This is a genomic window from Roseateles sp. GW823-FHT07B05 (assembly GCF_058794515.1).
On record NZ_JBXAGX010000001.1, the window covers coordinates 352,405 to 375,873 of the forward strand.

Here is a 23,469-nt window from a genome sequence, read left to right on the forward strand (position 1 = left end):
GGTGAGAACATGAGTTGGAGCAAGGTCAGCGCGGCGGATGTGCAGCCGCAGGCCTGGAAGAACCAGGGCGGCACGACGCGCGAGCTGCTCGCCTGGCCGCATGCGCACGACTGGGCGCTGCGCATCAGCGTGGCTCGCGTGAGCCGTGACGGGCCGTTTTCGGCCTTCCCCGGCGTGCACCGCTGGCTGGCCGTCATCGGCGGCGCAGGGCTGCGGCTGTTCGACTGGCCGCAGAGCATCGGCGACGAGCCGTTGCGCTTCGACGGCGGCCTGGCTCCCGAGGCGGCGCTGATTCGCGGCGAGACGGACGTGTTCAATGTCATGGAGCGCCGCGGCAACCTGGAGGTGGAGCCGGCCAGCCACGTGCTGCTGCCGCGCACGCCGTGGGTGGGCCTGTTCACCGTGGAGGGCGGCCTGCTGGAGCACGGCCACCGCGCGATGCCGCTGGCGCCGCTGACGCTGGCCTGGTGCGAGGCGCCGGCCGCGCAGAGCTGCGTGTTCACCGGGCCCGACGCGACGGGCAGCCATGCGTGGTGGCTGACGTGGAGCGGTGAATGAAGTTGTGGCGAGGGGGGCGGCTGGCCACGCTGGCCGGCGACAGCGGCTGGGGCCTCATTGACGACGGCGCGCTGCTGGTGGATGGCGGCGTGCTGCGCTGGGTCGGCCCCAGTGCCGAGGCGCCGCCGGCCGACGAGGTTGTCGAGCTGCACGGCGCGCTCGTCACGCCGGGGCTGGTGGACTGCCACACGCACCTCGTCTACGGCGGCAACCGCGCGAACGAGTTCGAGCAGCGGCTGCACGGCGCGAGCTACGCCGACATCGCCAAGGCCGGCGGTGGCATCCGCTCGACGGTGGCGGCCACGCGTGCCGCCACCGAGGCCGAACTGCTGGCCGGCGCTGCCAAGCGCGCGCTGGCATTGACGCGTGAGGGCGTGACGACGCTGGAGGTCAAGTCCGGTTACGGGCTGGATGCCGCCACCGAGGCGCGCATGCTGCGCGTCGCGCGCCAGCTGACCGGTGTGGACGTGCGCACCACCTACCTCGCCGCCCACGCGTTGCCGCCCGAGTTCAGCGATGCCGACGCCTACATCACGGCCGTCTGCGACTGGCTGCCCGCGCTGCACGCGCAAGGCCTGGTGGACGCGGTGGACGCCTTCTGCGAACACATCGCCTTCAGCCCGGCGCAGGTGCGGCGCGTGTTCGACGTGGCGAAGGCGCTGGGCCTGCCCGTCAAGCTGCACGCCGAGCAGTTGAGCGACCAGGGCGGTGCGCAGCTCGCCGCCGGCTACCGCGCGCTGAGCTGCGACCACCTCGAGTTCGTCAGCCCCGCCGGCGTGCAGGCCATGGCCGAGGCCGGCACGGTGGCCGTGCTGCTGCCCGGCGCGTTCTACGCGCTGCGAGAGACGCAGCTGCCGCCCATCGCGGCGCTGCGCGAGGCCGGCGTGCCTATTGCCCTTGCCACCGACCACAACCCCGGCAGCTCGCCGACGCTGTCGCCGCTGCTGATGCTGAACATGGCCTGCGTGCTGTTCCGGCTGACGCCCGAGGAGGCGCTGCGCGGCCTGACCGTGAACGGCGCCCGCGCGCTGGGCCTGCGCGACCGCGGCCGACTGGTTGCCGGGCAGCGTGCCGACTTCTGTGTCTGGGACGCTGGACACCCGCGCGAGCTGGCCGCATGCTTCGGGCATAACCCGCTGACAGAGCGGGTGTTCCAGGGAGTTTCATGAGCGTCTTCCAACTGCAGCGCGGCCGCGTGCCGCTGCTGATCAGCCTGCCGCACGTGGGCACCGACATCCCGCCCGAGCTGGCCGGCCGCCTGGTGCCGCGCGCGCTCGCCAGCGAGGACACCGACTGGCACCTGGAGCGGCTGTACCGCCCCATCGCCGAGGCGCTGGGCGCCAGCCTCATCGTGCCGCGCTACAGCCGCTACGTCATCGACCTGAACCGCCCACCCGACGACCGGCCGCTGTACCCCGGTGCGTCGGGAGGCACCGGCCTGGTGCCCACGCATTTCTTCACCAGCGAGCCGCTGTACCGCGACGGTGCCGAGCCCGATGCGCTGGAGATCGCCGCGCGCCGCGAGGCCTGCTGGCGCCCGTACCACGACGCGCTGGCCGCCGAGCTGCAGCGCCTGCACGCCGAGCACGGCCGCGCGCTGCTGTTCGACGGCCACAGCATCCGCTCGGAGCTGCCGTGGCTGTTCGACGGCCAGCTGCCGGCGCTCAACCTCGGCACGGCCGACGGCGCGTCCTGCGCGCCGGCCATCACCCAGCGTCTTGGCGAGCTGCTGGCGGGCCAGCAGCGCCACAGCCATGTCGTCAACGGCCGCTTCAAGGGCGGCTACATCACGCGCCACTACGGCCGGCCGGGCGAGGGCGTGCACGCCGTGCAGCTGGAGATGTGCCAGCGCTGCTACATGGACGAGGCGCGGGACCCGCGCGACGCCTACGACGAGGCCGCCGCCGCCGCGGTGGCGCCGCTGATCGAACAACTGCTCAGGGAGATGCTGGCATGCCCGGCCTGAAGAAGCTGCACGCCCCGCTCGCCTGGGTGCATGGCGGCTGGCAGCGCGACGTGCTGCTGACCGTGGACGCCACCGGCCACTGGTCCGAGATCAGCGTCAACACCACCGCACCGCCCGAGGCCGAGCTGCTGGCCGGGCCGGTCATTCCCAGCCTCGTCAACGCGCACAGCCACGCCTTCCAGCGCGCCTTCGTGGGCCTGGCCGAGCGCCGCGAGGCCGGCGAGGACGATTTCTGGAGCTGGCGCGACCGCATGTATGCGCTTGCGCTGCGCATCTCGCCGCACCAATTGCGGGCGGTGGCCAGCCAGCTCTATGCCGAGCTGCTGCGCGGCGGCTACACGCAGGTCTGCGAGTTCCACTACCTGCACCACCCGGCGCACGGGCAGGACTTCGACGACGAGCTGGACATGGCCTGGGCGCTGGCCGCCGCGGCCGAGGACACCGGCATCGGCCTGACGCTGCTGCCTGTCGTCTACACGCGCAGCGGCTTCGACGCCGCCGGGCTGCGGCCCGACCAGCACCGCTTCGCCGCGGATGCCGACTGGGCCTGGCGCGCCTGCCAGCGCGTCAACGCCGCGGGCCTGCCGCGCGTGAACGCCGGCGTGGCGCTGCACTCGCTGCGCGGCGCGTCGCCGGCCGACATCGCGCGGCTGCTGAGCCTGGTGGGCAGCGCCGACCTGCCCATCCACATCCATGTGGCCGAGCAGACGGCAGAGGTGGCCGACTGCCTGCGCGCCACCGGCCTGCGCCCGCTGCAATGGCTGGCCGAGCATGGCCGCCTGGACCCGCGCTGGCAGCTGGTGCATGCGACGCACGCGGAGCCGGCCGAGATCGAGGCCGTGGCGCTCAGCGGCGCCGGCATCGTCATCTGCCCGGGCACCGAGGCCAACCTGGGCGACGGCTTCGCCGATCTGCCGCGCTGGCTGCACAACAACGCGGCGCTGACGGTGGGCTCCGACAGCCAGGTCACGCGTGGCTGGGTGGAGGAGCTGCGCTGGCTGGAGTACGGCCAGCGGCTGCTGCACCGGCAGCGCAACATCGCGTCGCTGCCGGGCAGCCAGCCGTCCAGCGCGGCGCGGCTGTTCGACGCGGCCGTGCAGGGCGGCGCCCGCGCGGCCGGCTTCACGGCCTGGGGCCTGACGCCCGGCGCGCGCGCCGACGCGCTGGTGCTCAACCGCGAAGCCGACGGGCTGCGCGGCGTGCCGGACGAGCACCTGCTGGACGCCGTCGTGTTCGGCAGCAACGGCTCGCCGTGGCAGTCGGTCTGGGTGGCCGGGCGGGCACGGCCCTGGCGGGCGCCGCAGCGCGTCGGTGATGCGTTCGAGGCGACGATGCGAGAGCTGTGGCGCCCAGAAGGCAACCCGCAAGCCTGAGGCTTGGCGGTCCGGCGGCAAAAGACTAGGCTCCCGCCACAACCTCGTGAGGGAGTGGCGATGAAGCTGAGCGATTTCACGATCAAGGCGCGGCTGCTCGCGCTGGCGGCGCTGGCGGTGCTGGGCCTGTTGATCGTCGGTCTGCAGGGGCTGTACAGCCTGTCGCAGTCCAACGACCGGTTCTCCCACTACGTCGGCAACGACGTCGAGTCGCTGACGCAGCTGGCCGGCATCCGTGCCGGTGTGGGCAACCTGCGGCGCTACGAGAAGGACCTGCTCATCAACCTGGCCGATCCCAAGGCCGTGGAGCGCTACCGCAAGGACTGGGAAGACACCTTCGACAAGGTCTCCACCAGCCTCGACAAGATCAGCCAGCTCGACGTGCCGCCCGACGTGAAGCGCATGCCGGCCGAACTGAAGCAGGCGCTGCAGGACTACCGCACGGGCTTCGGCGGCATCCAGGCGCGCGTTGCCAAAGGTGAGTTCGCCGACACCGCGGCGGCCAACCAGGCGATGGAGCCCGTCAAGGCGCCGGTGCGCGCGGTGGACAAGGCGCTGGCCGAGATGACCGAGAAGGTCGACCAGAACTCCGCCCAGCAGGTGAAGCTGCTGGGGGAGAACGAGCAGGTCATCCGCCGCAACCTGACGCTGGTGGTCGTCGTCGCGGTGCTGCTGCTGGCGGGCTACACGGTGGTCAACATCCGCTCCATCCTGGCGCCGCTGTCGCAGGCCGTGAAGGCGGCCGAGCGCATCGCCGGGCACGACCTCAGCCACGCGGTGCGCGTGGACGGCAGCGACGAGACGGCCGCCGTCATGCGCGGCGTGCAGGGCATGCAGGCCTCGCTGGTCACCGTCGTCTCCGGCGTGCGCCAGAGCACCGACAACATCGCCAACGCGTCGCGCGAGGTGGCCACGGGCAGCCAGGACCTCAGCAACCGCACCGAGCAGGCGGCGTCCAACCTGCAGGAGACGGCGTCGGCGATGGAGGAGCTGACGGCCAGCGTCACGCACAACGCCGAGTCGGCGCGGCAGGCGCAGCAGCTGGCCAGCGACGCGACGGTGGTGGCGCGCCGCGGCGGCGGCGTCGTGGACGAGGTGGTCGAGACGATGGGCCGCATCAGCGCGTCGTCGGCCAAGATCGCCGACATCATCTCGGTCATCGACGGCATCGCGTTCCAGACCAACATCCTGGCGCTCAATGCCGCGGTGGAGGCCGCGCGGGCGGGCGAGCAGGGCCGCGGCTTCGCCGTCGTGGCCGGCGAGGTGCGCACGCTGGCGCAGCGTTCGGCCGAGGCCGCCAAGGAGATCAAGGCGCTCATCACGCAGAGCGGCGAGAACGTCGAGAACGGTGCCGCCCTGGTCGGCCGCGCCGGCGAAACCATGCGCGAGATCATCGACGCCATCGCCCGCGTCAGCCACATCGTGTCGGAGATCAGCCTGGCCACCGGCGAGCAGAGCACCGGCATCGGCCAGATCGGCCAAGCCATCGCGGGCCTGGACCAGATGACCCAGCAGAACGCCGCGCTGGTGGAGGAATCCGCCGCGGCCGCCGTCAGCCTGCAGCAGCAGGCCGACGAGCTGGCGCGGTCGGTGGCGGTGTTCCGGCTGGGCTGAGCGGCGGATTCGCGCGGCCTGCCAACAGAACTGCCGTCGCAGAGGACGGCAGTTCAAGGTTCAGGCACCGGTGGCGGTGCCGAGGGGCGTCAGACCGAGGCCGGTGCTTCGTGCACCTTCGCCTTCCTGCGCGTGAAGCGCTGGATGAAGTCGTCCACCACCTCGTAGAGCACCGGGATCACCAGCAGGCTCAGGAAGGTGCTGGTGATGAGCCCGCCGATGACGACGATGGCCATCGGGGCGCGGAAGCTCGGGTCGGTGCCGAAGCCCAACGCGATGGGGAGCATGCCGGCGCCCATGGCCAGCGTCGTCATGACGATGGGCCGCGCGCGCTTGTGGCAGGCGTCCAGCAGCGCGTCCAGCCTTGAGAGGCCCTGCTCGCGCTGCGCGACGATGGCGTACTCCACCAGCAGGATGGAGTTCTTCGTCGCGATGCCCATCAGCATGATCATGCCGATCATGGCCGGCATGGACAGGTCCGTGCCGGTCACGAACAGCGCCAGGATGGCGCCCGGGATGGACAGCACCAGCGCACCCAGGATGGTGACCGGCTGCACCCACGCGTGGAACAGCAGCACCAGCACGATGTAGATGCAGGCGACACCCGTGCCCATGGCCAGCGCGAAGCCCTGGCCCAGCTCGGCGAAGGCCTCGGCGTCGCCCACCTCGGCCTTGGTGATGCCCGGCGGCAGCGTGGCGATGCTGGGCAGCTTGCTGGCGGCGGCCTGCACCTCGGACAGCGGCTGGCCGTTCAGCTCGATCTCGAAGTTGACGTTGCGCAGCCGGTCGAAACGGTCGATCTGTGCCGGGCCGCTGGTCAGGCTCAGCTCGGCCACCTGGCGCACGGGCACCGGGCCGCGGGAGCCGGGCACGGTCAGCTCGCCCAGCAGCGCGAGGTCGGTGCGGGCCGCGTCGGGCAGGCGCACGACGATGGGCACCTGGCGCTGGCTGAGGTTGAGCTTGGGCAGCAGCTGGTCGTAGTCGCCCGCCGTCGCGATGCGCAGCGTGTCGGCAATCGCCGCGGTGCTGACGCCCAGGTCGGCGGCGCGGGCGGCGTCCGGCCGCACGATGAGTTCGGGGCGCTGCAGGCTGGAGCTGCTGGTCACCTGGCCGATGCCGGGCAGCCCGCGCAGCTCCTGCTCCACCTTGGCGGCGTGGGCCGCGAGGGCGTCGCCTTCCTCGCCGGCCAGCACCAACTGGTACTTCTCGTTGGAGCCGCCGAACGACACCTTGATGCGCGCGCCGGCAATGCTCTCCAGCTTCTCGCGCAGCTCGCGCTCGATTTGCTGCTTGCTGGTGCCGCTGCGTTCCTTGCGGGGTGTCAGGTTCAGCGTCAGCGTGGCCTTGCGGGCCTCCGGCGCGCCGCCCATCGCGAACGGGTCGCCGCCGGCACTGCCGCCGCCGACCGCCGTGTAGATGAGCTTCACGTGCGGGTGCGAGGCGGCAGCCGCGCGCGCCTGCTCGGCGGCCGCGCGGGTTTCCTCATAGGTGCTGCCGGGCGGCAGCTCGATGCTGATCTGCGTCTGGCTCAGGTCGTCCGGCGGGATGAATGCGCCGGGGATCTTGCCCATGAACAGCGGCGCGCAGGCGGCCACGCTGAAGGCCGCCGTGATGGCCAGCGTCTTGCCCTTGTGCGTGAACGCCCAGCGCGCGGCGCGCAGGTAGGCGGGCATCCACGACGGCTCCTTGTGCTGGCGCTTGGGCGCCTTCAGCACGTAGGCGGCCATCATCGGCGTCAGCATGCGGGCCACCACCAGCGAGAAGAACACCGCGATGGCCGCCGTCCAGCCGAACTGCACGAAGAACTTGCCGACCACGCCGCTCATGAACGCGGTGGGCAGGAACACGGCGATCAGCGTGAACGTGGTGGCGATGACGGCCAGGCCGATCTCGTCTGCCGCCTCGCGGGCGGCTTCGAGCGGCGTCTTGCCCATCGTCAGGTGCCGCATGATGTTCTCGATCTCGACGATGGCGTCGTCCACCAGCACGCCGATGACGAGCGACAGCGACAGCAGCGTGATGACGTTGAGCGTGAAGCCCATCCAGTGCATGACGAGGAAGGCGGGGATGGCCGACAGCGGCAGCGCGACGGCGCTGACCAGCGTGGCGCGCCAGTCGCGCAGGAAGAACCACACCACCAGCACGGCCAGGAAGGCGCCCTCCAGCAGCAGCGACAGGCTGCCGTCGTAGTTCTCGATGACCGGGTCCACGAAGTTGAAGGCCTCGGTGACGGTGATGTCCGGGTGCGCGGCCTTGAGCTCCTCCAGCGCGGCGCGCAGCCGCTCGGCCACGTCCACCTCGCCAGCGCCCTTGGCGCGCACGATCTCGAAGCCCACCACCGGCTTGCCGTTCAGGAAGGCGCCGGCGCGGCGTTCGGCCAGCGTGTCGCTGACGGCGGCCACCTGGTCCAGCCGCACGTGGCGGCCGTCGGCGAGCGGGATGTCCAGCGCCGCCAGCTCGGCCGCGCTCTGCACGGTGGCGATGGTGCGCAGCGACTGCTCGGCGCCGCCCAGCTTCGCGCGGCCGCCGGGGGCTTCCTGCTGCACGTTCTTCAGCTGGCGCGACACCTCGGCCGCCGTGACGCCCAGCGCCAGCATGCGCGACGGGTCCAGCTCCACGCGCAGCTCGCGGCTGACGCCGCCCACGCGCGACACCGAGCCCACGCCGCGCACGGCCAGCAGCCGCTTGGCGACCTGGTTGTCGACGAACCAGGACAGCGCCTCGTCGTCCATCGTGCTGGACGAGACCGTGTAGGTCAAGATGGGCATGCCCGACAGGTTCATCTTCGTGATGACCGGGTCGCGCAGGTCGGCCGGCAGGTCGGCGCGGATCTGCGACACCGCGTTGCGCGTGTCGTCCTGCGCCTCCTGCAGCGGCTTCTCCAGGCGGTACTCCACGGTGACCGTGGCCATGCCGTCCTGCACCTTGGTGTAGATGTGCTTGACGCCCTGCACGGTGGCGATCGAGTTCTCGATCTTGCGGGCCACCTCGGTTTCCATCTGCGCGGGCGCGGCGCCGGGCAGCGACGCGCTGACGACGATGGTGGGCAGCTCGATGTCGGGGAACTGCTGCACCTTCATCTGCTTGAAGCCGTACAGGCCGGCCACCGTCAGCATGATGAACAGCATGATGGCGGGCACCGGGTTGGCGATGCTCCAGCGGGAGACATTGAACATCGTTCGCTCCTTACTGGGCCACGCGCACGGTGTCGCCGTCGGCCAGGAAGCCGACGCCGGACTCGACGACCGCGGCACCCGCGGCCAGGCCCGAGCGCACCTCGACGCGGTCGGCCTCGCGGCGGCCGATCTGCACCTTCTGCTGGCGCACCTTGCTGCCATCGATGCGGAACACGTAGCTGAAGCCGTCGCGCAGCAGCACGGCGCTCTGCGGCAGCGTCAGCGCGGCGCTCTCGCCGAGCACGAAGTCGCCGCGCGCGAACAGGCCGGCGCGCAGCTCGTCGCCGCCCTTCAGGTCCACGTAGACCAGGCCGTTGCGCGTCTGCGCGTCGATCTGCGGCGCGACGCGGCGGACGCGGCCTTCCAGCGCCGGCGCACCGCTGGGCTGCACGCGCACCTTCTGGCCGGCCTTCAGCTGCGCCAGCTCGGCCCCGGGCACCTCGGCGCGCCACTCCAGGCGGCCCTGGCGCTGCAGGCGGAACAGTTCCTGCCCCGGCTGCACCAGCGCGCCGGGCGTGGCGATGCGGGCGCTGATGACGCCGTCGTCCGGCGCCGTGATCTGCGTGTACGACAGGCGCAGCTGGTCGGCCTGCACCCGCGCCTTCGCGGCGGCGACGCGGGCCTGCGCGGCGGCGTCGGCGGCCAGCGCCTGGTCGATGGCCTGCGGCGACAGCGCGTCGCTGCCCTGCAGCGTCTTCACGCGCTCGGCGGTCAGGTGGGCGTCGCGCGCGGAGGCCTCGGCCTCCAGCAGCGCGGCCTTCGACGCGGCCAGGTCGGCTTCCAGCGTGCCGGGGCTCAGGCGGGCCAGCAACTGGCCTTTCTTCACACGGTCGCCCACGTCGACGTTGAGCTGGGCCAGGCGCTGGCCGCCGATCTCGGCGCCGATGACGACGTCCTGCCACGCGGCGATGGAGCCGGTGCCCGACAGCGTCTGCGGCCACGTGGCCGACTGCGCCAGCACGCGCTTGACGGTCAGCGCCGGCTTGGGCGCCGCGCTGGCGGCGGCCTGCTGCGCCTCGGCGGGGCCGGACAGCGCGATGACGAAGGCCGCGGCCAGCGCGAGCGTCAGGGTGGCGGTGAGGAGGGTGGGGATGCGGGTCTTCATGGCGGGTCAGCGGGAAGCGGCTGTGTTCTGGGAGGTGTTCGTGAGCGAGGCGTCGGTCCAGCCGCCGCCGAGGCTGCGGTAGAGGCCGATCCAGGCGAGTGCCTGCTCGGCGCGCACGCCCAGCACGGCGTCGTAGGCGGCCAGCGCGTTGCGGAAGGTGGTGTTGCGTTGCGCGCCGCTCTGCAGCCCGGCCTGGGCCTGGGCGGCGGTGCGCAGTGCGATGCCTTCCCACTCGCGCTTGACGGCGTCCACCTCGCGCTCGCGCTCGGCGCCGGCGGTCACGCGTTGCAGCTGCTGCTCGACCTCGGCCACGGCCTGCTGCCAGCGGGCCTGCAGCCCGGCGGCGGCTTCGTCGGCGGCGGCCTCGGCGCCCTCGGCGCGGGCCTTGCGCAGGCCGGCGTCGAAGATCGGCAGGCTCAGGCTCGGGCCGAACGACCAGGTCGACGCGTTGCTCGTCGCGCCCCCGGCGCGCAGCCGCGTCTCGCCGGCCAGCGCGGCCAGGCTGAGCTGCGGCCAGCGCTGCGCCTCCACGCTGCGCTGCGTCTGCACCGCGGCGATCCAGCGCTGGTGCGCGGCAGTCAGGTCGGGGCGCTGCGCCAGCAGCTGCGCGGGCAGCGCGGCCACGTCGAAGGCCGGCGCGCGCGGCTGGCTGCGGCGCAGGTCGAAACCCTGCGGGGCGACGGCGGGCGGTGCCAGCTCGGCGGCCAGCGCCTCGGCGCGTTCGCCGCACAGCAAGGCCAGCGTCTGCAGCGCGATCTGCGCTTCGGCGCGCCACTGGCTGCGGTTGGCCGCGGCGACGGCGCGCTCGGTGTTCAGGATGGCGGCGTCGCTGGCGCTCATCAGCCCGGCCTTCTGCTGCTCGCGGCCCCAGGCGGCGATCTGCTCGGCGAAGCGCGTGTCCAGCTCGGCGCTTTCCTCGCGGGCCTGCGCCAGCCGCAGCTGCACATAGGCCTGCGCCACGTCGGCGGCGAGGCTGACGCGCGCCGCATGCCAGTCGGCCGTGGCGGCCGTGGCCTCAGCGGCACCGGCCTCGGCGGCGGCGCGCTGGCCGCCGAACAGGTCGATCTCCCAGCTCGCGTTCAGCGTGCCGCTGGCCGTCGTGGCCGTGCCGGCCATGCCGCTGAGGTTGCGGCCGCGCTGGGCCTGCGCGTTGGCCGTCAGCGCGGGCAGCAGCGCGGCGCGCGCCTGGGCGGCGCCGGCCTCGGCCTGCCGGCGGCGCGCGGCGGCCTGGGCCAGCGTGGGGCTTTGCGCCTGCGCACGCTCGACGAGGCGGGCCAGCGTGGGGTCGCTGAAGGCCTGCCACCAGGCGGCCAGCGCCGTCGTGCTGCCGCCGTGCGGCAGCGGCGAGCGCCAGGCGGCGGGAATGGCGGCCGGGGCGGGCGGCGTGGCGGGCGGGGCGCTGGCGCAGGCGGCCAGCAGGGCCAGCAGCGGCGCGGCGAGGAGGAGGGGGCGTCGTGTCATGTGGGCTTGTGGCGGTTGCTTTCGTAGGCCACCAGGGCGCAGCCCCAGTCGGCCAGGCGGTGGCAGGTCTGCTCCAGCAGCGGGTCGTCGGCCAGCAGCTCGGGGTGGAAGGCGTCCAGCATCGGGCGGGTCATGGAGTAGTCGTGCGCCATGGCCTGCAGCCCCATCGCCAGCTGGTGGATGGCGGCGTTGGGCTCGTCCATGCCGGCGTGCCGGGCCAGCAGCCGGGCGAAGCGGTCGAACAGCGGGCCGACGTCGCGCGCCACCGTGTCCATGAAGATGGCGCTGGGTGCCTGCATCTCGCGGAAGAACAGCTGCGCGCTGCAGGCGCCGTCGTCGAACAGGAAGGGGTGGATGAAGCGGCGGATGGACTCGTGCAGACTCAGGCCCGGGTCGTCGAAGCCTTCCAGCAGCTCGCTGAGCTCGGTGACCGGCAGCCGCAGCACCTCGCGGTACAGGCCGTCCTTGTCGCCGAAGTGGTAGTGGATGGCGCCGGGGTTCACGCCGGCGGCGGCGCAGATCTCGCGGGTGGTCACCGCATCGAAGCCGCGCTCGCCGAACAGGCGCATGGCTTCGGCCAGCAGCCGCTCGCGGGGCGGTTGGGCGTCGGGTGAGGGGGGCTTTGCAGCGGACATGTTGCCGACTGTAAAACCAACCAAGCGCTTGCTTGGTCTCGTTTTGTATCGTTTTTATTCACGCCCGGCCGGGTCGGGCAGGGCGGGCGGCGGGTCAGCCGGGGGCGTGGCCCAGCGCCTGCAGCGCCGCCGCCGGCCGCAGCGAGCCGACGTCCAGCCCGTTCCAGTTGCGCAGCGCGAGGTGGCTGTAGCCGTGCAGCAGCTCATCCTCGCTGCGCAGCAGCGCCTGCGCCACGGCGGCCATCGCCGCCTCGGCCGCGCGGGCGGCGCCGTCGTCGATCTTCAGCGCCACGCCCAGGCCCAGCTCGGGCAGGGCGGCGCAGTAGACGCCCTCGGCGCCGATCTTGCAGAACAGCCGCTCGCCGAAGGCCTGCATGACGCGGGTGTCGAAGCGGTCCGTGCCGCCCACCATGAACGGCGCGCGGGCGACGGCCCGGCGCAGCCGCTGCGCCGCGCGTGCGTGCCCTGCCGACAGGCCCTGGCCGGTGCCGGCGCGCGCGAAGGCCAGCGCCAGCGCGCGCAGCGGCAGCGCGAACGTGGGGATGGAGCAGCCGTCGATGCCGCGCGGCGCGCGCTCGACGTCCACGCCCGTGGTGGCCGACAGCGCCGCCGACACCTCGCGCATGACGGGGTGCTCGGCGGCGACGTAGCCGCGTGCGAACTCGGCGGGGTCCGCGCCGGCGTTGCGCGCCATCGCACAGGCCACGCAGACAAAGCCGCTGTGCTTGCCCGAGCAGTTGTTGTGCAGCGGCGTGGCCGTCTCGCCGCGCGCCACCATCGCGCGCAGCACCGGCTCGCGGCCGGGCCACTGCGTGCCGCATTCCAGCGCGCTCGCGTCCAGCCCCAGCCTGGCCAGCACGCCGGCCGCGGTGGCGACGTGCTCGGGCTCGCCGCTGTGCGACGCGCAGGCCAGCGACAGTTCCTCGTCGGTCAGCTGGAACGTGTCGGCCGCGCCGCTGGCCACCAGCGGCAAGGCCTGCAGCAGCTTGACGGCCGAGCGCGGGAAGACGGGGCGGTCGACGTCGCCCAGCGCCGTGTGCACGGCGCCGGACGCGTCGACGATGGCCAGCGCGCCGGCATGGCGGGACTCGACGGCGCTGCCGCGCAGGACTTCGATGAGGACGGGGTTCATGCGGCCAGTCTAGGCCGGCCGCACTCCGCCCCGGGTGCTACTGCGCGTTCACCTTCAGCCAGTTCAGGTTCCACTCCTTGCCGACGGACTTCAGCCGCAGCGTGTGGTTGCCGGCCGTCATCGCGAACGGCGCGCTGGTCTGCGTGACCCAGGTCTGCCAGCCGCCGGTGTTGGGCACGGCCATCACGTTGACGGCCTTGACGCCGTCCACCCAGACCTCGAAGCCGGTGCTGCCGTTGGCGGTGGCGAGGCGGTAGTCGATCGTGAAGTTGCCGGCGCTGGCGACGCTGATCTTGAACTCGATCCAGTCGTCCGGGTCGAAGTGGCCCACGTCCTGGCCGCCGCCGGTGTCGCTGCAGTTCTCCAGCTCGACGCCGCTCATCGCGGTGAAGGCCTCGGCCTGCAGCGTCGCCGGCACGGCCACGTATTGCAGCGTGGTGCTGGCGGCGTCGCTGTAGTAGCTCTCGTTGGCGGCGGTCACGGCCGTGACGACGTAGTAGTACGTCGTGCCCGGCACCGCGCTGGTGTCGGCGTACGTGGCGGCAGTCACCTTGTCGGCCAGCCTGGCGTAGTTGCCGGCGGCGCTGCTGGCGCGGTAGACGTTGTAGCCCGTCACCTTCGCGTCGGTGCTGGCGGTCCAGCTCAGCGTGTTGCCGTTGGCGGCTTCGGTCAGCTTCAGGCCCGCGGGGCGATCGGGCAGCTGGAAGACCTCCGGCGCCGTCGCGCTGACCAGCCACTGCGCCAGGCCCGAGTGCGGCTCGTTGGCCTGCGTCGCGTAGCTCTTGAACAGCGCCTCGATCTCGGCGACGGTGGCGGTCGTGAAGTCCACCTTGCCGTTCATGTCGACGACGTCCTTGCCGGGCACGGGCGGCTTGTCCAGCAGGTACATCTCGGCCCAGGTGTTGGCGCTGCCGTTGTCCTTGAACACGCCGCTGAGCGTGTAGCTGCGGCCGCCCTGGAGCGTGATGGCCTGGTAGACGCCACCGTTGATCTCGCCGGTCACGCCGGCCGGGCGCGTCACGCGCAGCACGGCGCCGTCGCTGCCCGTCGGCGCCTTGCCTGCGGTGGTGTCGTTGAAGTCCAGCGCCAGCGTGCCGCTGATGGCCAGCGTCGTCCAGCCGGTGTTGCTGCCGAAGCCGCCGTTGGCGATGACCTCCGCGTTGCTGGCGGTGTCGACGATGCTGATCTTGTCGAACGTCACGTCGGGGTCGCTGCCGCCCACCGCGCCGGTCTTGATGACGAAGTAGTAGGTCTTGGGCCCGGTGCCGCCAACCTTGATCGTCGGCGGCTTCGTCGCGCAGGCGTTGGCGAAGCTGGCGTTCCAGCCGGCGCAGTCCCAGGTGCTGGCCTTGGCCACCATGCCCACGCCGGTGTCGAAGCTGGCGTTGGGCGCGTTCGTCACCAGGCCCCAGGTACCCTTGCCCGAGCCGCCGGCCGGGCTGACGATCTTGTACGACCACGACGTGGACGCCCAGCCGTACTTGGCATAGGTGTCGTAGGTGGCACGGCCGATCTGGCCGCCCAGGTCCAGCCCCGCACCCTGCCAGGGCTGGAACTCGCCGACCAGCAGTGGCACCTTCAGCTCGCTGACCTGCTTGTTGTAAGCACACACGCCGGTCGCGCCCGTCGGGCCGCAGCGCAGCCAGTCGCGGTGCACCGCGTAGGGCGTGTCGCCGGGGCGGTCGCCGAACAGGCCCGGGTAGGGGTGGATCTCGAAGGCCACGTTGGTCATGCCCTTCGTGGTCGGGTTGCCGTAGGCGTCGATGCTGCCGTAGTGGCTGGGCAGCAGCACGATGTGCTTGGCGTCGATGGCGCGGATGGTTTTGTAGAGGTCCTCCACGCGCGTGACCATCGCCTCGGGTGTCGAACCCCAGGGCTCGTTGAGCGGGTCATAGGCGGCCACCACCGGCTCGTCCTTGTACTTGGTGGCGATCTGCTGCCACACCCAGCGCGTGCGGTCCTGCGCGTCGGTGTCGGTCCAGTACTTGTTCTGGCCGGCGCAGCCGGTGTGGTCGTTGGGCGTCTGGCCGCCGTGCGCGCCGTGCAGGTCCAGGATCACGTACATGCCGCGCTTCTTCGCCTCGGCGATGCTGGCGTCCAGGTATTTCCACGCGTCGGCCCGCAGCGTGCGTGGCTTCTTCTCGTCCTCGATGACGCTCCACAGGATGGGCAGGCGCACGACGTTGAAGCCGAAGGCCTTGAGCTGGTCCCAGTCGCGGGCGGTGATCCAGCTGTCGCGGAACAGCTGGATGAGCCGCTCCTTCTCGCTGTAGCCGAAGCGCTCGGTCAGCTTGGCCTCCAGCGTGCACTGGTCGGTCACGCCGTTGCCTCCCTGGCCCATCATCCAGAACTCCTGGACGAGCCAGTTGCCGAGGTTGGTGCCCTTCAGCAGCACCTGCTTGCCGTCGGCGTCCACCCACTGCGTGCCGGCGGTCTTCAGCATCGTCAGGCCCACCGGCGTGGGCGTGGGGGGAACGGGCGTCGTGCCTGCGTCACCGCCGCCCGAACCGCCGCAGGCTGTCAGCGCCGCCGCGCCGATGAGGCCGGCCAGCCATGCGCCCGATGCTGCACGGCCCATGCGGCCGGCAGCGCTTCTCAAGAACCCTGAATGAAACACTGGTTGTCTCCGTTGTAAGAATTTGGAACCGGTTCCAATTCAGTATCGGAGACACGCGGCCGCCGTGTCAACGGGCGGAACGCGGGGCTTGTGAATCGTGGGGGGCGCCGGCCGGAGGAGGCGCCGCGGCGACGCTCAGTCCACGTGCACGCGGTTGCGCCCGCCGCGCTTGGCGGCGTAGAGGGCGTGGTCGGCGCGCTGCAGCAGCTGGTCGGCCTGCAGCGGCGGCGCGCCACCGGCGATGCCTACGCTGATGCGCACGACCAGCCCCGGCGCCGTGGCGGCCCAGTCGTGCTCGGCCACGGCCAGGCGCAGCCGCTCGCAGATCTCGGCGGCCTGCGGCGGCGCGATGCCCACCAGCACGGCCAGGAACTCCTCGCCGCCGATGCGAGCCATCAGGTCGGCGCTGCGCAGCCGGTGGCGCAGCAGCTGGGCGAGCTGCTGCAGCACGGCATCGCCCACCGCGTGGCCGTGCGTGTCGTTGATGCGCTTGAACCAGTCCACGTCCAGCGTCGCGACGCTGATGACCTGGCCCGCCACGCGGGCGCCTTCCACCAGCAGCGGCAGCGCGAACTCGGCATGCCGCCGGTTGTGCAGGCCGGTCAGCACGTCCTCGTGCGCGGCGCGGTCCAGCGCGTTGGCGTGCTCGCGCAGGCGCTGCTGCTCGTTCTCCAGGTGCAGCGCGCGGGCGCGCTCGCGGCGCGCGTCGGCGGCGGCGCTGTCGGCGCGGGCCTGGGCCTGCTCCACCTGTTCGCGGATCAGGATGACCTCGGTCTGCAGCACCAGGTTGTCGCGCGTGATCTGGCGGTCCAGGCTCACCAGCGCCTCCAGCCAGGCGAGCGCCTCGCGGAACTGGCCGCTGGCCTTGTGCGTGTCGTACAGCGCGCGCACCAGCAGCCGGCGCAGCTTGGGCGGCGGCTCCACGGCGGCGTCCAGCAGCGCCTGCAGCATGCGCGCGGCCTGCACCGGCTCGCCCTTGAGGCCCAGGAACACGGCGCGCCGCGCATCGGCCTCCACCGCCAGCGTGCGGTAGCCGTGGTCGTGCGCGAGGTGGCCGAACTCGTTGAGCAGCGGCAGCGCCTCGTCCAGCCGGCCGCCGGCCAGCAGCGCGTTGATGAGGTTGGACAGCGACACGGCCACCTGGTAGGGGCTGCCCGACGCCTCGCGGGCCAGCGCGGTGGCCTGGCGCGCCATGTCGCGCGCCTGCTCCACCGCCTCGGCCAGCGCGGCGCTGTCGCCCGCGACGCCGGCCTCCTCGACGCGGCTCAGCCAGAAATAGGCCAGGTTGTTCAGGCAGGCGAAGCGCACCTCGGTGGCGCCGTGCCGCTCGGCGATCTCCAGCGCCTGGCCGACGCAGGCCTGGGCCTGCCGCGTGTTGTCCAGGCTGGCGTAGGCGATGCCGATGCGGCACAGCGCCCAGGCCTCGCGCACCGCGTCGCCGGCGCGGCGGGCGGCCCCCAGCGCCTTCATGCCGGTCTCCAGCGCGTCGCGGCCCATCAGCAGCTGGCTGTAGACGAAGGCCTGCGTCGTCAGTGCGTCGGCGCGCAGCCGGTCGTCGCCCAGCCGCTCGGCCAGCGCCAGCGCCTCGGTGGCGCAGCGCGCGCTGGCGGTCAGCTGCCCCAGCCGCGGGTATTGGTGGGCCAGCAGCACCAGCACCTCGCCACGGCGGCGCTGCTCGGTGGGCGGGCAGGTGGGCAGCAGCAGCTCCAGCGCGTCGGTGGAGGCCTGGTAGGCGCCCGCGCAGGCCAGCTGGCGCTGTGCGGCCACGGCGGTGTCGAAGGCGGCGGCGTCGAAGCCATCGGTGGGCAGGCAGGGAAGATCGAGCAGGTCGGACATGGGCGCTGGCGATTCTGCCCAGCCCCAGAATGCCGGCCATGCACGAGCGCACTGTTTTCGGGATCGACTTCACGAGTGCGCCTCGCCGCGCCAAGCCCATCCGCGTCGCCGCGGGCCGCCGTCACGGCGCCGTCATGCGGCTGGACGGCCTGACAGCGCTGGACAGCCTGGACGCCTTCTCCGACTGGCTGGCCCGCCCCGGGCCGTGGCTGGCCGGTTTCGACCTGCCGTTCGGCCTGCCGCGCGAGCTGGTGGAGGCGCTGGGCTGGCCCACCGACTACGCCACGCTGATGGCCCACTACGCGGCGCTGGACCGCGCCGACATCCGCGACCGCTTCGCCGCGTTCTGCGACGCCCGGCCGGCCGGCGCCAAGTTCGCGCACCGCGCCTGCGACGGCCCGGCCGGCGCCAGCCCCAGCATGAAGTGGGTGAACCCGCCGGTGGCCTGGATGTTGCACGCCGGCGTGCCGCGGCTGATCGCGGCGGGCGTGCACCTGGCCGGCCACCTGGCCGGCGACGAGAGCCGAGTCGCCCTGGAGGCCTACCCCGGCCTGCTGGCGCGCGAGCTGATCGGCCGCCGCTCGTACAAGAGCGATACCAAGACCGCGCAGACGCCCGAGCGGCTGATCGCCCGCAAAGACATCGTCGACGCGCTGGAGCAGGGCCGCACCCGGCTGGGCCTGCGCCTGAAGCTCAGCCACGCGCAGCGCGACGAGCTGGTTGCCGACGCCAGCGGCGACAGCCTGGACGCCGTGCTGGCGCTGCTGCAGGCCGGCTGGGCCGCCGAGCAGCCGCGCTACGGCTGGCCGGAGGGCGTGGACCCGCTGGAAGGCTGGATCGCCGGGGCGTGATGCGCGGGCTCAGCGCAGGTGCTGCACCAGCCAGTGCTGGACGGCGCTGACCAGCACGGGCGACATGCCGTCCTCGGCCAGCGCACCGGCGCGGGGCGGCGGCACCGGGCCGGTGCGGTCCAGGCCGTGGGGCATGCCCGGCACCAGCAGCACGAGCGCATCGCGGTGGCCGGCCAGCGCGCGGTTGGCGGCGGGCACGCAGACGTCCGGCGACACGATCGTGTCCGCCCCGCCATAGACCGCCAGCACCGGCGCGCCCGAGCGCAGCAGGTCCTGGTCCAGCGGCGCGTCGTACATGGAGAGCAGCATCGGGTTGTCCAGCGCGGCGACGGCGCCCCGCGCCTGTTCCGCGCTCCAGCCCGCGTCGCGGAAGGCCGCCACGGCGGCCTCGCGCAGCGTGGCGAGCGTCGAAGCCGGTGCCTGGCTGGCACGCCCGTCCATCCAGCGTGATGTGGCCGCCACGATGCGGCCCGCGGTTTCGGCCGGCATGCCGGCGCTGACCAGTTGCTGGCGCATGCTGGCGCCGAAGACTTCGCCGCGTGCTCCGATTGGCGCGGCGAGCACGACCACACCCGCGATGCCGCCGGACGTGGCGGCGGCCAGCGGCAGCGCCCCGCCGCCCTGGCTGTGGCCCAGCAGAGCGATGCGCTGGCCGTCGATGTCCGCGCGGGACCTCAGGTAGGCCACCGCGGCCACGATGTCACGCGACACGACGGGCAGCGACTCGTCGAAGGACCCGGTGGATGCACCGAAGCCTCGCTTGTCGTAGCTCAGCGTCGCGACGCCTGCCGCGTGAAGCCGCTGGCGCAGCGCGCCGTAGCCGCCCCGTCCCCACGGCCCGGCGCCGACGGCGAGCACGACGACCGGCGCTCGCGCGGCCGCCGCGCCGCCCGACTCCGGCAGTTCCAGCGTGGCGGCGATGCGCACGCCGGGCTCGGTGTCGTACGAGACCTCCTGGGACGACACCGCCCAGGCCAGGCTGCCCCACAGGCACAGCAGCACGCCCAGCCCCAGTCGCAGGGAGGCCAGGCATCGGTGGGGCGCAGGTCGCATGAGGGCTCTTTGGTGGACGCGGTGGTGGCGGGCTCCGCATCATCGCCGCCGCGACCGCGGCCAGGGGGCGGTGTTGTCCAGCGCTGACACCGTCGCGACGCGTGCAGCGCCGGCGTGCGGCGCGCTTTTTGCTGCGTCGAGAATCGCGCCTTTCTCAACCAGCCCTTCCGAGGTGACCTCACTGTGAACACCCCCGTCCGCTCGCCCCTGCTGCCGCTTGCCGCGGCCCTGTTGTGCTGTTTCGCGCCCGCGCTGTGGGCGCAGGCGGCCACCGGCGATGGCGCGGCGGGCGAGGAGAAGGCGGCGCTGGCGCGCGTCACGGTCACCGGCTCCAACATCCGCCGGGCCGACGCCGAGACGCCCAGCCCGGTGCAGAAGCTGTCGGCCGCCGACATCGCCCGCACCGGCTACAGCACGCTGGGCGAGGTGCTGCAGCACCTGTCGGCCAACAACATGGGCTCGCTGGGCCAGTCCACGCCGGGTGCGTTCGGCGCGGGCGGCAGCGGCATCTCGCTGCGCGGCCTCACCGTGGGCGCCACGCTGGTGCTCATCGACGGCCACCGCATGGCTTCCTACCCGCTGCCTGACGACGGCCAGCGCGACTTCGTCGACATCGCGTCCATCCCGGTCGAGGCCGTCGAGCGCGTCGAGGTGCTGAAGGACGGCGCGTCGGCCATCTACGGGTCGGATGCGATGGCCGGCGTCGTCAACGTCATCCTCAAGCGCAGCCACGAGGGCACGACGCTGCAGGCCGAGCTGGGCGGCGCGTCCAAGGGCGGTGGCCGCATGGCCAAGGTCTCGGGCATCCGCGGCTTTGGCGACCTGGACCGCGACGGCGTCGCGGGTTATCTCGCGGCGGGCTTGCGTCGCCAGGGCGCGGTGCTGCTGAGCGACCGCCCGGCGCTGGGCGGCTCGGACTGGACGCGCTATGGCGGCGAGGACCTGGGCCTGGTGGCCAACCCCGAGCTGCAGATCGCGCCCGAGACGCGCACCTACAGCGTGCTCGGCAAGTTGACGGCGCTGCTGCCGCAGGACTGGACGCTGTCCGTCTCGGCCTCCGTGCTGGGCAGCCGCGCGACGCAGGTGGGGCTGCTGAACTGGGTGTCGCCCGACGGCGGCATCACCACCTTCAACTTCGGCCCCGCACACCCGCAGCCGCAGCCCACGGCGCTGAACGGCACCAACGTCATCGACCCCGCCACCGGCAGCCCGGTGGACTATGAGTTCACCGACCTGCCGGCGCAGCGTTCGCGCACGTCCACGCAGTCGCAGCGGGTCGTCGCCGAGCTGCAGGGCGGCTGGGCCGGCTGGGACCTGCAGGCCACGCTGGGCCTGACGCGCGTGGCCACCGAGCTGAGCCTGCGCAACTTCGTCAGCCTGCCCGCGCTGCAGGCGGCGCTCACCAGCGGCAAGTACGTCATCGGCGGCAACAACACGGCGGCCGCGCTGGCCGGCCTGACGCCGGAAGGCCGCTCCACGTCCACCAACACGCTGAACTTCGTGTCGCTGCGCGCCAGCCGCGACCTGATGAAGCTGGGCGGCGGCAACCTCGCGCTGGGCACCGGCGTCGAGTTCTCGAAGCGCTCGCTGGACGAGCATTTCCCCGAGGGCTTCTCCGGCGGCGCGCAGGCCAGCAACATCTACGCCTTCGGCGTCGGCAAGCAGACCATCTCGGCCGCCTACGTCGAGCTGGCCGCGCCGATCACGAAGCAACTGGAGATCGACGCCGCCGCGCGCATCGACCACTACGACACCTACGGCTCGTCCGTCACGCCCAAGGTCGGCGTGAAGTACGTGCCCGTCAAGCAGCTGACATTGCGCGGCACGTACGCCGGCGGCTTCCGTGCGCCCAACCCGGTGGAGATCGGTACCAGCGGGTCCAGCGCCGGCTACCTGCCGCCGCTGGTGGACACGGCGCTGTGCGCGCTGGTCAAGCCCGGCGAGGCCTGCGACATCGGCGTGGGCGGCACGCAGCTGCAGCTGCCGGGCAAGGACCTGAAGCCCGAGAAGTCGCGCTCCATGACGCTGGGCTTCGTGTTCGAGCCGCTGCCGACGATGAACGTGTCGGTGGACTACTACGACATCAAGATCCGCAACCAGATCGTCTCGGTGGGCCTGTTCGGCCAGGGCCAGATCGACACGCCCGATGCCTACGGCACCAAGCTCTACCGCGTCAACAGCCCGACGACGGCCAACGCCGCGCCCACCGGCGCCGACGACACCATCCTGTACGGCACCTACCCGTTCATCAACCTGGGCAGCGCGCGCACCAGCGGCGTCGACCTGGACTGGCGGCTGCGCGTCGACGCCGGCGCCTGGGGCCAGTTCACGCCGCAGCTGCAGTGGTCGCACATGATCCGCTACACCATCGACCGCGGCCCCGGTCAGGTCTACGAGATGGCCGGCACGCACGGGCCCAGCTTCGTGTCCACCAACACCGGCACGCCCAAGGACCGCGCGTCGCTGAGCCTGGCCTGGGCTCGCGGTCCGGTGGAGCTGACGGGCACGCTGAACTACGTCAGCGGCATGAAGGTAGAGGACAGCAGCTACAACCTGCCCGACTGCGCATCCGCGCTGTCCACGGTGTTCCCGAACGGGTTGCCCGCCGGCGGCTCGCCGCTGTGCCACGTGCCGTCGTTCACGACGTTCAACCTGAACGCCAGCTGGCAGGTGACGACGGGCCTCAGCCTGCGCGCCTCGGTCACCAACCTGTTCAACCGCGCGGCGCCCATCGACGCGTTCGCGTCTGGCTCCACGGGCGGCGGCGTGTCGTCGGGCGGCGCGCACTACAACCCGTCGCTGCATCAGGAAGGCGCCGTGGGGCGCTACCTGACGGTGGGGGCGACGTACCGGTTCTGAAGACCGCGCTACTTGGGGCCCAGTGGCGGGCCGATGCGCACATCGGCCTCCTTCACCCAGACGATGTGTTCTTCGCCGGCGCTGTCCACGAAGCCGACTTGCAGCCAGCCGTTGTACGTGGTGTGGATGGTCAGGTAGACGTCCGCCTGGACGGGGCGCTGCGTGAGTCGGCAATGCGCGGCGGGTGCGCTGTACCGTGGCGTGGCGCGGTCCTTGGCAGATCGCCCCTCCAGCGGTGGGTGCAGGCCGATGACGGTGGCGTCGATCCGTTTGGCCAGTGCGGCGCAGTCTTCCCTGGCCGAGGCGACGGTCGAGAGCAGCAGCATTGACGACACCAGGGCAGCGCCTCGCCATGTGTGCGACGCTGCGCAGCGCCAGGGCCGCGGCGTCATGCGCTCAAAGGTCAGGAATGACCTCATGCTCACCCGCCTGCGCCAGGTGGCTGACGAGCGGCAGCCCCGGCCCCCACGCATGGATGAGCCAGCCGGCCGGCTCCTGCGTGATGGCCAGCGGCGCGTCGGTGCGCAGGTCCAGCGCGAGCTGGTGGGCCGTGGACGGGGCGCTCAGCGCCGCCACGTGTGCCACCTGGCCCAGCGTCAGCCGGTGCAGGTGGCCGCAGACGACCCGCTGCACCTGCGGGTGGCGGGCGATCAGCGCCTCGAAGCCGCTCAGGCCATGGCGCAGCGACATGGTGTCCATGACGGCCAGGCCGGTCGCGTGCGGCGGGTGGTGCAGCGCCACCAGCGTGGGCACGTCGGCGCGGGCGGCCAGCAGCGCGTCGGCCTGGGTCAGCTTGGCATCGTCGAAGCCGCCGTCGGGGCGGCCGTCCTGCAGGCTGTCCAGCACGACGAGGCGCAGCGGGCCCGGCAGGTCCAGCGCGTACTGGATGGCGGCGGCGCCAGGCTCGCCGCAGCGCACCCCGGGCGCGTCGGCGAAGGCGGCCTGCAGCGGCGCGCGTGCGTCGTGGTTGCCGGGTGCCAGCGCCAGCGGCAGGCCAGCGTCGATGAGCGGTTGCAGCAGCTCGCGCAGCTGCGCGTACTCGGCCGGGTGGCCGGCGTCGACGAGGTCGCCGCTGATGAGCACGGCCACCGGGCGTGGACGGATCTGCAGCACGCGTTGCACGGCATTGCGCAGCGCGCCAGCGGTGTCGACGCGGCCGGAGATCAGCCGGCCGGGGTGGGTGATGTGGGTGTCGCTGAGCTGGACCAGCAGGTAGGGCGTGGCGTCCATGGC

At 72.6% G+C, this 23,469-nt stretch carries 17 protein-coding genes; 7 read left to right on the forward strand and 10 right to left on the reverse strand.

All coding sequences use genetic code 11. From position 1 onward, the window contains the following. Positions 1 to 9 precede the first annotated feature (9 nt). From AC1Q7O_RS01550 to AC1Q7O_RS01570, 5 genes are read left to right on the forward strand one after another with little or no spacing between them, the layout of a single operon-like run. Positions 10 to 558 (forward strand): HutD/Ves family protein, encoded by a 549-nt coding sequence (locus AC1Q7O_RS01550; RefSeq protein ID WP_394511394.1) that lies wholly within the window; start codon positions 10 to 12, stop codon positions 556 to 558. Next, the gene (gene hutI / locus AC1Q7O_RS01555) at positions 555 to 1,727 is read left to right on the forward strand and encodes an imidazolonepropionase (protein ID WP_492659243.1); all 1,173 of its coding nucleotides are present in this window, start codon (positions 555 to 557) and stop codon (positions 1,725 to 1,727) included. The genes AC1Q7O_RS01550 and hutI overlap by 4 nt, the downstream gene beginning before the upstream one ends. Further along, positions 1,724 to 2,524, forward strand: coding sequence for an N-formylglutamate deformylase (gene hutG, locus AC1Q7O_RS01560; RefSeq protein WP_492659242.1), 801 nt, complete (start codon positions 1,724 to 1,726; stop codon positions 2,522 to 2,524). The genes hutI and hutG overlap by 4 nt, the downstream gene beginning before the upstream one ends. Further along, positions 2,512 to 3,897 carry a formimidoylglutamate deiminase gene (hutF, locus tag AC1Q7O_RS01565; RefSeq protein ID WP_492659241.1) on the forward strand — a complete coding sequence of 462 codons (1,386 nt, stop codon included), beginning with the start codon at positions 2,512 to 2,514 and terminating at the stop codon, positions 3,895 to 3,897. The genes hutG and hutF overlap by 13 nt, the downstream gene beginning before the upstream one ends. Positions 3,898 to 3,957: 60 nt before the next feature. Next, the gene (locus tag AC1Q7O_RS01570) at positions 3,958 to 5,511 is read left to right on the forward strand and encodes a methyl-accepting chemotaxis protein (protein ID WP_492659240.1); all 1,554 of its coding nucleotides are present in this window, start codon (positions 3,958 to 3,960) and stop codon (positions 5,509 to 5,511) included. An 89-nt stretch (positions 5,512 to 5,600) separates the two neighbouring features. Here AC1Q7O_RS01570 and AC1Q7O_RS01575 read toward each other — a convergent pair whose 3' ends face one another. From AC1Q7O_RS01575 to AC1Q7O_RS01605, 7 genes are all read right to left on the reverse strand, one after another. Continuing rightward, complete coding sequence (locus AC1Q7O_RS01575; protein WP_492659239.1) at positions 5,601 to 8,687, reverse strand: efflux RND transporter permease subunit; 3,087 nt, start codon at positions 8,685 to 8,687, stop codon at positions 5,601 to 5,603. Positions 8,688 to 8,697: 10 nt separating this feature from the next. Continuing rightward, positions 8,698 to 9,792: an efflux RND transporter periplasmic adaptor subunit gene (locus tag AC1Q7O_RS01580; protein ID WP_492659238.1), complete on the reverse strand. Its 1,095-nt coding sequence runs from the start codon at positions 9,790 to 9,792 to the stop codon at positions 8,698 to 8,700. A gap of 6 nt (positions 9,793 to 9,798) precedes the next feature. Beyond that, positions 9,799 to 11,253 (reverse strand): efflux transporter outer membrane subunit, encoded by a 1,455-nt coding sequence (locus AC1Q7O_RS01585; protein ID WP_492662652.1) that lies wholly within the window; start codon positions 11,251 to 11,253, stop codon positions 9,799 to 9,801. Further along, the gene (locus AC1Q7O_RS01590) at positions 11,250 to 11,888 is read right to left on the reverse strand and encodes a TetR/AcrR family transcriptional regulator (RefSeq protein ID WP_492662328.1); all 639 of its coding nucleotides are present in this window, start codon (positions 11,886 to 11,888) and stop codon (positions 11,250 to 11,252) included. Before AC1Q7O_RS01590 ends, AC1Q7O_RS01585 begins: the two co-directional genes overlap by 4 nt. A 94-nt stretch (positions 11,889 to 11,982) precedes the next feature. Further along, entirely contained in the window at positions 11,983 to 13,020 is a 1,038-nt protein-coding gene (locus AC1Q7O_RS01595) for an asparaginase (RefSeq protein WP_492662327.1), read from the reverse strand. Between the two features lie 37 nt (positions 13,021 to 13,057). After that, entirely contained in the window at positions 13,058 to 15,598 is a 2,541-nt protein-coding gene (locus AC1Q7O_RS01600; protein WP_492662326.1) for a cellulase family glycosylhydrolase, read from the reverse strand. 174 nt (positions 15,599 to 15,772) lie between these two features. Next, positions 15,773 to 17,473, reverse strand: a complete 1,701-nt coding sequence (locus tag AC1Q7O_RS01605; RefSeq protein ID WP_492662325.1) for a GGDEF domain-containing protein — start codon at positions 17,471 to 17,473, stop codon at positions 15,773 to 15,775. A gap of 38 nt (positions 17,474 to 17,511) precedes the next feature. On the opposite strand from AC1Q7O_RS01605, the gene AC1Q7O_RS01610 reads away from it, so the two are divergent. After that, the gene (locus tag AC1Q7O_RS01610; protein WP_492662324.1) at positions 17,512 to 18,324 is read left to right on the forward strand and encodes a DUF429 domain-containing protein; all 813 of its coding nucleotides are present in this window, start codon (positions 17,512 to 17,514) and stop codon (positions 18,322 to 18,324) included. A 9-nt stretch (positions 18,325 to 18,333) separates the two neighbouring features. Here the strand turns inward: AC1Q7O_RS01610 and AC1Q7O_RS01615 are convergent, their stop codons facing one another. Continuing rightward, on the reverse strand, positions 18,334 to 19,377 hold the full coding sequence (locus AC1Q7O_RS01615) for an alpha/beta hydrolase family protein (protein WP_492662323.1): 1,044 nt from the start codon (positions 19,375 to 19,377) through the stop codon (positions 18,334 to 18,336). 183 nt (positions 19,378 to 19,560) lie between these two features. Here AC1Q7O_RS01615 and AC1Q7O_RS01620 point away from each other — a divergent pair, with 183 nt between their 5' ends. Further along, positions 19,561 to 22,236 (forward strand): TonB-dependent receptor, encoded by a 2,676-nt coding sequence (locus AC1Q7O_RS01620; RefSeq protein WP_492662322.1) that lies wholly within the window; start codon positions 19,561 to 19,563, stop codon positions 22,234 to 22,236. Between the two features lie 8 nt (positions 22,237 to 22,244). Here AC1Q7O_RS01620 and AC1Q7O_RS01625 read toward each other — a convergent pair whose 3' ends face one another. Further along, complete coding sequence (locus AC1Q7O_RS01625) at positions 22,245 to 22,562, reverse strand: hypothetical protein (protein WP_492662321.1); 318 nt, start codon at positions 22,560 to 22,562, stop codon at positions 22,245 to 22,247. 70 nt (positions 22,563 to 22,632) lie between these two features. Further along, complete coding sequence (locus AC1Q7O_RS01630; RefSeq protein WP_492662320.1) at positions 22,633 to 23,466, reverse strand: metallophosphoesterase; 834 nt, start codon at positions 23,464 to 23,466, stop codon at positions 22,633 to 22,635. Positions 23,467 to 23,469: the final 3 nt, after the last annotated feature.

Coding starts and splice junctions, on each gene's coding strand:
- AC1Q7O_RS01550 (WP_394511394.1), top strand. CDS start 10: ATGAGTTGGAGCAAGGTCAGCGCGGCGGATGTGCAGCCGCAGGCCTGG.
- hutI (WP_492659243.1), top strand. CDS start 555: ATGAAGTTGTGGCGAGGGGGGCGGCTGGCCACGCTGGCCGGCGACAGC.
- hutG (WP_492659242.1), top strand. CDS start 1,724: ATGAGCGTCTTCCAACTGCAGCGCGGCCGCGTGCCGCTGCTGATCAGC.
- hutF (WP_492659241.1), top strand. CDS start 2,512: ATGCCCGGCCTGAAGAAGCTGCACGCCCCGCTCGCCTGGGTGCATGGC.
- AC1Q7O_RS01570 (WP_492659240.1), top strand. CDS start 3,958: ATGAAGCTGAGCGATTTCACGATCAAGGCGCGGCTGCTCGCGCTGGCG.
- AC1Q7O_RS01575 (WP_492659239.1), bottom strand. CDS start 8,687: ATGTTCAATGTCTCCCGCTGGAGCATCGCCAACCCGGTGCCCGCCATC.
- AC1Q7O_RS01580 (WP_492659238.1), bottom strand. CDS start 9,792: ATGAAGACCCGCATCCCCACCCTCCTCACCGCCACCCTGACGCTCGCG.
- AC1Q7O_RS01585 (WP_492662652.1), bottom strand. CDS start 11,253: ATGACACGACGCCCCCTCCTCCTCGCCGCGCCGCTGCTGGCCCTGCTG.
- AC1Q7O_RS01590 (WP_492662328.1), bottom strand. CDS start 11,888: ATGTCCGCTGCAAAGCCCCCCTCACCCGACGCCCAACCGCCCCGCGAG.
- AC1Q7O_RS01595 (WP_492662327.1), bottom strand. CDS start 13,020: ATGAACCCCGTCCTCATCGAAGTCCTGCGCGGCAGCGCCGTCGAGTCC.
- AC1Q7O_RS01600 (WP_492662326.1), bottom strand. CDS start 15,598: ATGGGCCGTGCAGCATCGGGCGCATGGCTGGCCGGCCTCATCGGCGCG.
- AC1Q7O_RS01605 (WP_492662325.1), bottom strand. CDS start 17,473: ATGTCCGACCTGCTCGATCTTCCCTGCCTGCCCACCGATGGCTTCGAC.
- AC1Q7O_RS01610 (WP_492662324.1), top strand. CDS start 17,512: ATGCACGAGCGCACTGTTTTCGGGATCGACTTCACGAGTGCGCCTCGC.
- AC1Q7O_RS01615 (WP_492662323.1), bottom strand. CDS start 19,377: ATGCGACCTGCGCCCCACCGATGCCTGGCCTCCCTGCGACTGGGGCTG.
- AC1Q7O_RS01625 (WP_492662321.1), bottom strand. CDS start 22,562: ATGCTGCTGCTCTCGACCGTCGCCTCGGCCAGGGAAGACTGCGCCGCA.
- AC1Q7O_RS01630 (WP_492662320.1), bottom strand. CDS start 23,466: ATGGACGCCACGCCCTACCTGCTGGTCCAGCTCAGCGACACCCACATC.